Source organism: Coleofasciculus sp. FACHB-542 (genome assembly GCF_014695825.1).
Taxonomy (GTDB): domain Bacteria; phylum Cyanobacteriota; class Cyanobacteriia; order Cyanobacteriales; family FACHB-T130; genus FACHB-T130.
This window is the reverse complement of sequence record NZ_JACJPB010000019.1, coordinates 46,764-59,373: the sequence shown is the minus strand read 5'-3', so window position 1 is coordinate 59,373 and position 12,610 is coordinate 46,764. Positions and strand designations below refer to the sequence as shown.

The 12,610-nt window shown below is 41.8% G+C and carries 11 protein-coding genes; 5 read left to right on the top strand and 6 right to left on the bottom strand.

Translation table 11 applies throughout. The annotated features are described in order from the left end of the window. Positions 1-7: 7 nt before the first annotated feature. Complete coding sequence (locus H6F52_RS04830) at positions 8-1,855, bottom strand: protein kinase (protein ID WP_190532376.1); 1,848 nt, start codon at positions 1,853-1,855, stop codon at positions 8-10. A gap of 274 nt (positions 1,856-2,129) precedes the next feature. Here H6F52_RS04830 and H6F52_RS04825 point away from each other — a divergent pair, with 274 nt between their 5' ends. Next, the gene (locus tag H6F52_RS04825; RefSeq protein WP_242033852.1) at positions 2,130-3,155 is read left to right on the top strand and encodes a DUF389 domain-containing protein; all 1,026 of its coding nucleotides are present in this window, start codon (positions 2,130-2,132) and stop codon (positions 3,153-3,155) included. A gap of 40 nt (positions 3,156-3,195) precedes the next feature. Then, positions 3,196-3,702, top strand: coding sequence for a hypothetical protein (locus H6F52_RS04820; RefSeq protein ID WP_190532373.1), 507 nt, complete (start codon positions 3,196-3,198; stop codon positions 3,700-3,702). 47 nt (positions 3,703-3,749) lie between these two features. On the opposite strand, the gene H6F52_RS04815 is transcribed toward H6F52_RS04820, so the two are convergent. Beyond that, positions 3,750-4,043 carry a hypothetical protein gene (locus tag H6F52_RS04815; RefSeq protein WP_190532370.1) on the bottom strand — a complete coding sequence of 98 codons (294 nt, stop codon included), beginning with the start codon at positions 4,041-4,043 and terminating at the stop codon, positions 3,750-3,752. A gap of 202 nt (positions 4,044-4,245) precedes the next feature. Here H6F52_RS04815 and H6F52_RS04810 point away from each other — a divergent pair, with 202 nt between their 5' ends. The 3 genes from H6F52_RS04810 to H6F52_RS04800 all read left to right on the top strand — a co-directional run bounded on the left by H6F52_RS04810 (position 4,246) and on the right by H6F52_RS04800 (position 7,118). Beyond that, positions 4,246-5,208: a hypothetical protein gene (locus tag H6F52_RS04810; protein ID WP_190532367.1), complete on the top strand. Its 963-nt coding sequence runs from the start codon at positions 4,246-4,248 to the stop codon at positions 5,206-5,208. A 103-nt stretch (positions 5,209-5,311) separates the two neighbouring features. After that, positions 5,312-5,956, top strand: coding sequence for a Uma2 family endonuclease (locus H6F52_RS04805; protein WP_190532363.1), 645 nt, complete (start codon positions 5,312-5,314; stop codon positions 5,954-5,956). A gap of 157 nt (positions 5,957-6,113) precedes the next feature. Continuing rightward, complete coding sequence (locus H6F52_RS04800; RefSeq protein WP_190532360.1) at positions 6,114-7,118, top strand: folate-binding protein YgfZ; 1,005 nt, start codon at positions 6,114-6,116, stop codon at positions 7,116-7,118. Between the two features lie 10 nt (positions 7,119-7,128). On the opposite strand, the gene H6F52_RS04795 is transcribed toward H6F52_RS04800, so the two are convergent. From H6F52_RS04795 to H6F52_RS04780, 4 genes are all read right to left on the bottom strand, one after another. Continuing rightward, positions 7,129-7,416 (bottom strand): (2Fe-2S) ferredoxin domain-containing protein, encoded by a 288-nt coding sequence (locus tag H6F52_RS04795; RefSeq protein ID WP_190525801.1) that lies wholly within the window; start codon positions 7,414-7,416, stop codon positions 7,129-7,131. A gap of 199 nt (positions 7,417-7,615) precedes the next feature. Continuing rightward, positions 7,616-9,253 (bottom strand): glycosyltransferase family 39 protein, encoded by a 1,638-nt coding sequence (locus tag H6F52_RS04790; RefSeq protein ID WP_190532356.1) that lies wholly within the window; start codon positions 9,251-9,253, stop codon positions 7,616-7,618. 60 nt (positions 9,254-9,313) lie between these two features. After that, the gene (locus H6F52_RS04785; protein WP_190532354.1) at positions 9,314-10,717 is read right to left on the bottom strand and encodes a hypothetical protein; all 1,404 of its coding nucleotides are present in this window, start codon (positions 10,715-10,717) and stop codon (positions 9,314-9,316) included. 206 nt (positions 10,718-10,923) lie between these two features. Beyond that, entirely contained in the window at positions 10,924-12,483 is a 1,560-nt protein-coding gene (locus tag H6F52_RS04780; protein ID WP_190532351.1) for a glycosyltransferase family 39 protein, read from the bottom strand. Positions 12,484-12,610 lie beyond the last annotated feature (127 nt).

Here is a 12,610-nt window from a genome sequence, read left to right as displayed (position 1 = left end):
AGTGTCGTCACAAGGAAGGCTCAGTTGCCGGACTCTCCGTGGGGCTAGGGCTTTCACTCGGACTCTGAATCGGGCTAGGGCTTTCAGTGGGACTAGGACTCTCGGTGGGGCTTTCGCTGGGGCTGGGAGACGGTGTTTGTTCGTTCTGTTTTTGCTCGGCTTGTGCCGCTAATTGGCGTAACCGATCTTGCCAATACCGGATTTGGGGAAGTCCAGGGTCGTTTGCAGCAGCAATTACATCTTGCCACCGACCTTGCTCGAAAGCTCTTTGGGAATCCCGATATATCCCTTGTGCAACTGACCAGTTCAAAGACCACTCTTGCAGCGCTTCCCGCGCTTGTCCGTAAGCAGAACTGTTAGCGGGAATGGATCTAACGAGAGCGATCGCGCCGTCGAAATCTCCCGCTTGAAATTTTTCCGTCGCTTGGGCGATGATCTCCCGTCCCCGATCGACGGCAGGTTTCGGCGTTTCTGGAGAGGGTTTGGCAGTCGTTGTTGGAGTGGGCTTGGTAGGCGTTGAGGCCGATGAGCCACAATCGATATATTTTCTAAATACCCATCCCTTGAGCGGCGAACTAATCGGCACCCAACCATTTCGTGCAGTGCCGGTAACAGATAAAATCGTCCCTTGTTTGACGCTACCTACTACCGAAGCGTTAGGGCTAGAACGTACATTTAATGGCCCATCCGAAACTTTGCAAGTCTCTTGTACTTTGTCTACCACTTCATTCGGATTGCTCTTAGACCCTCCATTACTCTTGGGTTGGGATTGATAAAGAGCAATAGCCCCCCCTACCGCAAATACCAAAATAGCTACCCCGATCCCCATCGCTAGGGGAAATTTATTAGACGAGGGAGCAACAACAGGACGATTGTACTCGTGACTGATTGGTTTTGGAGTAGGTTGTGGTGTTGGTTGTGGAGGAACGACTGCAAAGGTTTTCTGTTCAGACGGTGGAGTTGGGGGCGGTGGGGGAGCGGGTGTGTACCCGATGGGTGGATATCCAACCCCCACAGCTTGCTGTCCACCCCCATAGGCTAGCTGTTGCAATTCCTGTAGTGCTTCCGTCGCTGACTGATAGCGGTCTTTGAAGTGGTAGCGGGTCATTTTTGTTAAAAAACCTGCTAACCCTGGACTGACCGCCACTAGATGCTGCCAGAGAATCTCGCCTGTCTGGGGATCTTCGTGCAATTGTAGCGGCATCAATCCCGTCAGTGCCTGGATGCCAATCATACCCAAAGCATAAATATCGCTATTGGGGCGGGGTCTGCCTTGCGCTTGTTCGGTTGGCATATAGCCGGGAGTGCCAATAGCAACGGTGGCACTGGCTTGTGCTTGATTGATGAGTGTTTGAGTTCGCAGTAGCTTGACTGCGCCAAAGTCAACTAAAACTAGCTTGCTATCTGAGTTGCGTCGGATTAAGTTGTCTGGTTTGATGTCGCGGTGGATGACGCCGTTGTAGTGGACAAATTCCAAAACGCTTAAGACTTGTTGCAGCATCTGGATGACTTGACCTTCTTCCCAACGATAACTGGGTGAGAGTTCGGCGCTGAGGGGATGCCCATCGATGAACTCTTGTACCAAGTAAAATTCTTGGTTTTCTTCAAAGTTGGCTAATAATCTAGGAATTTGGTCGTGATTTCCCAGTTGTTCTAGAGTTTCGGCTTCGCTAGTGAATAACCGTCTAGCCGTTTCCAAAAAATGAGGGTCGCTACTAGCAGGCTTGAGGTGCTTGACAACACAAGTTGGGGCACCAGGACGGCGGGTGTCTTTGGCGATGTAGGTTTTTCCGAATCCACCGGCCCCCAAGGCTTGGACAACTTGGTAACGCTGGTCTAATAAACGCCCGATCATGGTGCGACCTGCCGAAAAAAGAATGTACGCTCAATATTAATACCACTCGGATAAACCCAACGAATCCGCAGAGTTTGTCAAAGATTTCACTAATTTTTTCAGATTGGAGTGTGAAGCATTCGGGAAGCGTGGCTGTAAACACCGATAATTCACTGCTGATTTCCATCCAGAGACGTAGCTAAATTTGGCGGAGGGATTGCGATCATTGTGAATATTGAGCATCAAGCGGAGCTTTTATCAGGCTTCAGATAGAATTTTAGGGTATTATTTTCATTTGCTAAAAAATATTCATTGGAAGTGGTCGAAATATCGGCGATGGCGACGAAAGGCACAGCAGGAGTTAGGCGTGCAGCGAGAGGGGCTGTTGGAAGAATCTACGATGGATTTGAACTACATCGTGTTGATTATTGGTTCCTGCGCGATCGCTACTTTGGGATTGTTGACTAACAGTGCGGCTGTCATTATTGGTGCGATGATCGTTGCCCCGTTGATGTTCCCCATTCGCGGATTAGCCTTTGCCGCTTTAGAAGGCGACGTGATTCTGTTTCGCAAAGGGTTGGTTGCAGTCGTCGTGGGGACGTGTCTGGCGATTGTTTTAGCGATGCTTCTGGGTTCCTTTGTCGGACTCCCAGAATTTGGCAGCGAAGTACTGTCTCGCTCTAGACCGACTCTACTCGATTTGGGAATTGCTGTAGTCGCTGGAGGCATTAGTGGCTTTGCGAAAGTGCAGCCCAAAATTTCTGGGACTTTGGCGGGGACAGCGATCGCTGTGGCGCTGATGCCTCCCGTTTGTGTCATTGGTTTGGGGCTTGCCCAAGCGAATTGGTCGCTGAGTCTGGGTGCAGCGCTGCTGTACATGACGAACTTGCTGGGGATTACCCTTGCCTGTATGCTGACTTTTTTATTGTCAGGCTACACCCCTCTAGCGAAAGCAAGGAAAGCCCTAAGTTGGACGCTTGCTTTAACGGCGATTCTTTTGATTCCTTTAGGGATCAGTTTTGTAGAATTACTCCGGCAAGCCCGACTAGAAGCGAGTTTGAAGCAGGCGCTACTGAAGAATACGATTACTTTTCAGCGAGTAGAACTGGTTAAAACTGAGTCCAACTGGTTAACAAACCCCCCTAAAGTTTATCTTACTGTTCGCGCTGAGCAAGTTTTAACTCCTAAACAAGTGCGATTGTTGGAAGAATTTGTTGCCAAAAAGATGGGTCAACGTTTTACCTTGATTTTTCAAGTTAGTCAAGTCGAAACTGTACAGCGAGAAACTCCAGTCTCGTCACCATCTTCACCTCAACCTTAAGTTTTTTCTATCACATTTTTTTCAATTTTATAAGATAAAAATGATGCCAAAGTTCACAAATATTACGAGTTGGGAGCAAGCTGAATTGCTCATGCAACCAGCTTTCATCCGAATCATCGACCAGATTCGCAAACAGCTAGACCAATCAAACTGGAAGGGAACTTACCAAGATGTATTGATTTGGCCTGAAGGGACGCCGGAGGAAACTAAAAACACTTTTACGTTATTAAGAGAACAGCTTGCATCTGCTTCTCCAGAGGAAGCTGCGGAGATAGAACAAGCATTGGTAGCAATGCCTAATCCCTATCCTGGTTATCTACTTTGTTTGAAGCATCAAGACCAGCAAGTTACTGTTGATTTGTGGGAACTTTGTTATCAAGTCTGTTTTCGCAATTACACGCAAGCGATCGCTCACCCAGAGAATCAGCAAGTCGAGATTGATACTAGCTTAATTGAAGAGGATACTGGCGATGTAGACTGGAACCTCTTGGACGCTAAAGCGCGACAGCTAGTAGAGAAAGTATTTGCGGACTTACCAGCTAGTTAAAAAGTCCGCAAGTTAAAAGATGAGGAGAGGACGCGATCGCTTTTTTTTCAAGCGGCAGTCTCGTCAGCCAGATTATCGATGCTAATTGCGATCGCGTCACCGTATTCGCTCAAGTCAGTAGTCTCTGATTGTGTTTTCAGCTTTGAGAGACATTCTTCCATCCCCGGTACTTCCAACTGATGGAATGGGGTATAAATTTCTGTGTTATTAGCCGAAATTTCGGAGATAGGTTTTGGGTTCGTCTTTGTAGTTTCTGGCTGCATTTCCAGATTGCCAAGAAGTTCTTCCATGCCTGGTATTTCTAACTGGTGGAATCTAGGCTGACTTTCTAGAATTTTCATTGCTTTACTCAAATGCTTCTGTGAATATCATGCTCAGAACGCAGATACACACGACAATGGGCATCTATTAGCCTAATTTCAGTACGCAGAGTACGCAAAGTACGCAGATACATACGACAATGGGCATCTATATAGCCTAATTTCAGTACGCAGAGTACGCAAAGTACGCAGATAATGGAATAACTGCGATATTTGAAAAGATATGAATCGTCAACACTTCAACGAAGAACTGGAAAAGCTAGAATTGCGGAAACCTCGTACAGTTGAGGTGTTGCGAATGGTCTTGACTAGGCGTACAGATGCTGAAGTTGCTAAGTCTCTGGACATTCATCAAGGAACTATACGCAAGCACATCGAAAAACTTTATGCCGCCTTCGGCATCAAAAGTGAATTTGAAGGCGATCGACGGTCGAAACGCGGCGACTTAGTTGCTCTATTCGCCAAGTACAAGCCTGAGTGGGTTCATGATTGTTCTCCTGCTGCCACAAATGAGGTTAGCGATGAAGAGAAAAAGGCAAATTTAAATGGTCTATCTCAGCCAGTTTCATCATCAAGCACGAAAGATAGTGAAGCCGGAGAGAATTTAAGGGCTTTGGCTCTCACTATGCTGACACAACTTGGTTTTGATGAAACGTTTGAAGTGAGTGAATTCGCTCAACATAGAGGGTATCAGCTCAAGAATCCTGGTAAAGGAGCTAAACCCTATCAACTTATTTTAGTACAGCAAAAAGAAAAGCTATTTATTTCTATTGCTAAAGAAATTTTAGATCGATACTCACTTATATTCCAGTATCGGGAATATTTTGATTTAGCAGGGGAAATATGTCCTTTCACAAAAGGAAGGTTTTGGATATTACCTAGTAAAAAAGCTATTTTTTTACAGTCACTTGACTATTACTATTGGAATCTTTTAAAAGTAGAAGGAAAAACTATGGGCATTTTTTATCTGGATAAACTAGTAGTGGATGATGATAATTCGGAATTAGTTATTCCTCAAATTCCTTTAGAAAAATTTAACCCTGAAACCTTAAGTAGCAGAGACACTTATCTAGTACTTAATGAAGATAACCTTTTCCCCAATACTTGGCAAGTATGTATCAGCTCAAGGGAAGTTTTACGAGAGTTTATTGATCACTTTGGGAAGATTTTGATAGAAAGCCAATAATCTGTGTCAAATTCAGCCATTAATTCTGGTAATAGACAATTGCATGCTATTCCAGAAACTACACTACATTTAAAGAAGCGATCGCGCCCTAAACGCCTTAACTATGAGTAAACTACAAACAAAAATACCGACAGAAACTTGGGTTGTAGCGACTTGGGATGAATATATCCAGGCGATTGAAGATCCGCAACTAGAACAAGCGAAAGGCTATTACCACAATGGACAATTGAGGATAGAAATGTCACCTATCGGCTCTGACCACGCCAGCGATCACACTATTATTATCTTTGCCGTTAACCTGTTTGCTACCCTCAAAGGTATTCCTATACATGGACGGGATAACTGTACATACAGAAAAATAGGCGTTCAAGAAAGTCAACCAGATGTGTCTTATTATATTGGTGAAAATGCTGATGTAATCCCTTGGGGAACGTCAATCATTGACTTAAACCAATATCCAGCACCAGATTTAGTAATTGAAATTGCTAATACTTCACTATCTGATGATATTGGGCAAAAACGGCTGCTATACGAAGATTTAGGAGTGGCAGAATATTGGGTGGTAGATGTTGCGAATATCAGCATTATTGCTTTTGTCATCACCTCTGCTGGGGGAAGTCAAAGAATTACTGAGTCTCAGGTGTTGCCGGGATTAGCAATTTCAATGCTAGTGGAAGCTTTACAGCGCAGTCGTCAAGAAAACCAAAGCTTAGTTGGTGCTTGGTTATTATCCCAATTTCAGCAGTAACTATTGCCTGATGTCTTACTCAGAGCAATTCGCACGGTATTTTAGCTTTATATTGAATACCAGATTGAAGCTGATTAGTCTTTTTTGATAAAATTTTCAAGTCAGAGAAACTAGCAGAAATGCTAGGTAAAAATTGAAACGATTAGCAACAATCACCATGCCTACATCTGCAATTGACGGCAATTTTGACGACAAGAGTGCAGCAGCTATCCAAGCGGCGCGGGAGGGGGTTGCTGTATGCGATCGCTCTCATTGGGGACGGATTCAAGTTTCCGAAGGCGATCGCATCCGATTTTTGCACAACCAGAGTACAAACGACTTTCAGCGACTCAAGCCAGGACAAGGCTGCGATACGGTTTTTGTCACATCAACGGCGCGAACGATTGACTTAGCCACCGCTTATGTGATGGAAGATGCAGTGCTGCTGCTGGTTTCACCCAATCGGCGCGAGAAGCTGATGAAATGGCTAGACCAATACATCTTTTTCGCCGACAAGGTGCAGTTAACCGATGTAACTGATAATACTGCAAGCTTCAGCTTGATTGGGCCAGGGAGTGATGCCCTCTTAGAACAGTTGGGTGCGGGTGCCATGATTGGTCAACCTGATGGTTCTCATCAGCAATTGACGGTGGGGGATATCGAGGTGCGGGTAGCTGTGGGCAGCGGTTTGGCAACGCCGGGATACACGCTGATTCTCTCCGCTGCTGATAAGGAAACGCTGTGGAATACTTTAGCGCAAGCTGGGGCAGTGCCGATGAGCGATCGTGTCTGGGAACATCTCCGAATCGAACAAGGACGCCCCGCACCTGACCTTGAGCTAACTGAGGATTACAATCCTCTAGAAGCAGGCTTGTGGCAAACCATCTCCTTTGAAAAAGGCTGCTACATCGGACAGGAGACAATTGCCCGTTTAAATACTTATAAAGGAGTCAAACAACACCTTTGGGGCGTCCGACTCAACACACCCGCCCAACCAGGAAGTGTAATTAGCGTTGGAGAGGAAAAAGTCGGCAAACTTACCAGCTATACTGAAACCGACCAAGGTTCCTTTGGACTCGGCTACGTCCGCACCAAAGCCGGTGGTGAAGGGCTGAAAGTACAAGTAGGAGAAAGCGAGGGTGAACTCGTCGCGGTGCCATTCGTGACACACGACTACGTTTAGCGGCAATACGCTACGAACGCTGGTGAAATTTGCCATAAAGCATTGCTGCAACAGGTTGTCCACCTCGCAAATGTCGTTCTATCACTGTTGGCACTTCATCGGGATGGACGTGGTTGTACCACACTTCTTCTGGCATCACCAATACCATCGGGCCATTGCCACATTGTCCTAAACATTGGCTCCCTGTTACAGTGACGTCGGGAACTTCAGACGCCTGGAAAGCTGCCAAAACTTTAGCTGCACCCTGCTTGCGGCAGCTGCGGTTTTGGCAAATCAAAATACTTTTAGAGCAAGACAAGGTAAAGGTTGGAAAAATTTCCGCTTCTTTGGGTAAGAAGCCGAAGCCTACAACTCTAGGGTAGCTCAGGCAGATTCCCACCCAAGGCAAGGGAATTGCACGAGACGACGATGCTAGGTTAGGGACAATCTTGGTATGGTGAGTGATCGCGCTGTAATTTGCTAAACAGACAATTTTAAAAAATCAACTTTTCTAATCATTACTGTTTTGCTAAATGCCAGAGAGTAGTCTTCGTAATGTAAACAGGATCTATCTGCTGTTCCCACTCATATACTTTCTTTATCTGGTAGCTTGGTTCTCGATCGAGAACAGCCTTCAAAGCCTTTTTAGAATCCACAAATACATCACTGAAATCATTAGCAATAGAATTTATAGGTAACTTGCTGTCAATCTCTTCACCTGGTTTAAGAACAGGTTGATTAGAAACTGACTGAAGTTTAACTTTGGGATCGAGTAGGTAAGTCAAGGAAAAAGGAGGTAAGTTGTACCAGATATAAAGTGGATAATTAGCCTGGTTAACAATCTGAGCGATTTCTTTATAGTGACAACTGTTATATTTATTCCACCATTCTTGTGCTTGAGAACTGACTGCGCTGGATAAAACTCCTCCCGAAATGATGACGACTGTAGCAATTTGCCATAGCCACCGCTGCCAGTTTTTAGCAGAAAATGAGGATATTTTAGCAGCAAGTAGGTAGGCAATTGCGATTTCTATTGCTAAGTAACAAGGGATAAGATAACGAGCAACAGCAGAGCGTCTTCCTCCAGAGATTAAATCTGGTAGTGTCAATGCGATTGCAGTAACTCCAAGCATCGTCAAGATAAACAACCAAACGTGCTTTTCAGTCCGGCGGCAAAGAAAGTAAATTGCATAAATTACTAAAATCAACGAGAGAAAAATTGCAATATATAATCCAAAATTTCTATATTTAAAACTGTAATTAAAATCCACAAAAATACGACTAAGATTTAAAATCCACGTTCTTACTAAAGATTGTATCGGAAAAGTCGATCGCATCCACTCGGTTGCTTCATCGACTGTTGACAAATTAGCAAGAGCAATCAGAAGCCAAGGTATAAAAAGTAAGATAGCTGTTAAAGATGCTAGCAGATAGGAGATGAATGTTTTACTTGCTCGAAACTTTTCTAGCGAAAATACATAGACTCCATGACTAATGGCAGTCAACAGGAAAAATAAATGAGAATAAAGACCTAAAATTAAGGTTGCTGCATACATAGCCCAAGCGGATTTTGTTTTTACTCGCATCGCTCTTAGAAGCGATGCACTAGATATTAAAATTGCTACAGTCCACAGGCTATACTGACGAGCTTCCTGAGCATATAAGATATGAAATGGTGAAATAGCTACCAGCCCGGTTGCCATCCATCCCACCAGAGGCAATTCAAATAATTCTACACATAGCCAATAAATACAAGGAAACGCAAGCAGACTAATCAAAGCAGGTAGGCTTCTCATCACTGCCACCGAGTTTCCCCACAACTGTGCCCAAAACCGAGCTAACAAAAAATAGAGTGGTGGATGTTCAGCAGTTGCTGCTAAAGAATTAATCATATCAGTTAAATCTTTTTCAGTATTAGGGCGCTGATATTTCTGCAAATCCTTTACAGGGATTGCACCAGTGCTAGAAGCTTCCTGCTTAACTTCTTCTAAGGTATAACCTGAAATCCGACGTGAAGTGCTACTTTCATCGCCCCAATAAACTTTTTTTTCAAGGTTAGCGAATCGAAAGAAAAGACCTATGATTAATAAAATTGCGATAAAAAATCGTACCTCTTTTGAATAAAACCTGTGGCTCGATTCCTGTATTTTCATCATGAGGTTAGTCCGTCCATTTCAGTCCCTAAATATTTAACCTACCCAAAAATAAGGTCTCTTTTACTGGAGAAGATGAACCTCAGCAACTTGAGTTTCTAAAACTGTACTATGAGCTTGTGTTAAATCTGGATTTCTATAAACATTAAAAACTGGAAAAAGGTTATCAGTACGTTGTACCATATAGGACTTTGGATAAATTAGGTAGTTCCCTGCTTGACAAAAAGTTTTAACAATATTGAAATTCTTTTTAGTGATATATTGATCGATATATTTATAGGGCTGGTACATTGACATCCAACCGACAGGTTTCGGATCAAATGTACAGATTGTTGAGTTTGCAGGTAATTGACTTAAAATTTGAGTAATGTCCGAAGTAGATACCAGTCTATTTTGGCTATATTTGCTGGTTAAATACTGATAGTCATAACTCGCATTAATCAAGATTGATAGAGCTATACCTGCAATTAAAAAAGCACTTAAAGATTTATCTGCTTTCTTAGATAAATCTAAGTAAGCTAAACTCAAGACAGCCAAAACCATTGGAGAGATTAAAATTAAAAGTTTGTAATGAATGTAATAAATTCCTTGATAATTTGAAGCAGCATATAGATAAATAGACCAAGTAAATGCTAAAAAAGCAAAAATAGTTTTGTTCCCTTTAAACTTGGCTATTGCTACCGTTAAAACCACTGTTAAGAAAATAATAGAGGTTAAAATATAAAACCAACCTTCTCCAGTAAAATAGGCTTGTTGTCCTAGTTCAACATAATTAAATACCAGCCTACCAATCTTACTTAAGATATTAGAATTAGCTTCTTGATTAGAGCTGGTTAAAGTAGCGATAATTTGTTTGGTATTCAACCAACCGCGACTAAGTTCTCCTTTCCAATAAGGAAACAAAGCTACAAATGCTGCTAAAACGGACAAGATAGGCAGTAAAAACCTAATAGGAGTTCTGCGGTTTTTTGAGATGAATAAAATAGAGCTGGCAATAAAAACTACTGGCATTACAAAAAGAGTTGTGGAATGCAAGCTAATTAATATGGCTAAAACAATCCCATAAAGTATCCAGGAGAAGCATTGAGGAACTAGAGAAAATCTAGCTTCCAACTGGTATTTATAGAGTAAAGTAAAACAAAGCAGAAAAAATATAATAGGGCTGGGGTTCCACTGGAACGTACTTATAAAAATTTCTCCGAAGATTAGACTGTACCAAAAACCTGCTAAGCCTGCCAGAAGAAGGCGTTTGGAAAATTCAACATTTTCTAATAGTTCATAAACTAAATAAATTAAAAGCGGAATAGAGAAAAAAGAGAATAATGCATTAGGTACAGCTGTAAAAACTGGATCTGAGCCAAATATAGTAAAAGGAAAAACTAGATAATAATAAAGAGGCGGTAGATGATATCCTCCGACAGAGGCAGAAGGGCCTAATATAGGCCAATTTCCTTGCCACATCTTCATGTAGATTTCAGCATCTCTGGCCTGATCGTAATAAAAAAAAGTGGTATATCTGAGAACACTGAATAGGCGTATAAAAAATCCAAAAACTAAGGATAATACGATTAAAGTATATGCAGTAATGTTGGCTGGATTCTTCTTAAGATTGAACACTGGTTTAACCCTATTCCTTAAAAAAGTTATTCTTTCTTTTTGTCACTTAAATTAATTTAATCTGCCATTTTGCTAGTATCTTCCAGATTAAAAATGTTCCGAATAGATAAGTACATCATCAACAATAAAAAGGCGACTGAAGTCGCTACTAAATACCAAGGAACACCGATAAACACAAGAGAGTTAGGCCAGAGATTTACAGTATGACTACCGTAAGCTTCTATGCCTGAATTTAAATACCATAAATTTTGGTTTTGAATTCCTGGAGAATGAGTAGCAATTTTAAAGGAATTGAGAAGATTTCTCGCTGCACTCTTCAACATATCCAATGACTGGCTATTTGAGAACTTCCAGACATAGGCTACTTCATCTTTTCTAGCGAATTCTAGTCTCCAGTACCAATGTGAAAGAATTGATGAAAATGAGAGAATGAAACCAAAACCAGCTAGAAAAATTGCTGAGAGCTTCAACGAGGTTCTTTGTAAAACATATTCCATATTGGTTGCAAAGGGCAAAAAGAGAATGGGCAGGATGGTCACTAGATAACGGGGTCCCCATCCTCCGCCACCATACCAACTCCTTAATCTTGCATGCAGTAGAAACCAAGCTATTGTCAGTACCAATATATACAAAGCTTCTTTTTTATGCTCCTTAAAGAATTTTCTAAATAGAACAACAGATAGGATTAATAAAGGGGCATATATAAATATGCTTTTTCCAGGACTCAGCAAAAGACCTGTCAATCCTATAAAGATATTTCCATCCAACGCATTGTTACCCAAATATTTGGCGTCTGTTTGAACCGGGGAAAGGTAGAAAAATCCAGTTCTTAGATGGTTGTACCATGATTGCCATACTAAAAAAGGGAAGATTATCAGTAATGCAGTGGCAACATTCTTTGCTCGCCTGAGCAAAGATAGTCTGCTAATAAGTACTAGATAACCAAGTGAAGCTACTATAGCTAAAATCATGGAAATTCTAGTAATTAAAGAAAAACCCAAACAAATAAAAGCTAGTATTAAATACTGATTTTTTTTGTTGTTTCTAAAATTTAATAACAGCAGAAAAGATGTAGTCAATAATGTAGAACAGAGAACTCCATCAAAGGATTCTCTGGTATAAGTCCAAAAATAAGTGCTGACGGCTAGGCATAAGGTTGCGATAAAGCTGGGTAAGATAGCTTGACCAAACTGAAACCGCAAGATACCGAAAAAAGCAGTGACTGTGAGTGCAGAATAAAACCCGGGCTGAAATGAACGTATAAATTCCTTCGTTATAGATATAACTTTTACCGTAGTGAAAGGAGCTAAAATCCTTTCTAAAATTACATTAATAAAGGCGGTAGGTAGAAAAAATATTGTATTTCCAATTTCTTGGGAAGCATAGGTTCTCCCATTGGGTGCTATTGAAAAAATTCCCTCTTGTGGAGTATCAAAACCTAGTTGCCCAGTGGTAACAATATGTTCTGCAAGTTTATAGTGGAAGGAGCCTTCGGCATAATCAAATCCGCAATTACTCAAGATAAAGAGTATCCAGAAAAAAATAAATATACTTAAATAAGCTTTAACTTTTTGCTTATTCTTGCTATCAGGCTTCCAAAAGTTTAATTTAAGCATTTTAAATGTGTAAAGATAGCGCCAGATGTCAAGTTAGAACGAAAAAAGACAAAGCCAATGCGACTGAAAAAACGCAAACTTTAAATACTAAGTTTTATCCGGTCAATCGACTAGAGAAAGTTTGAAT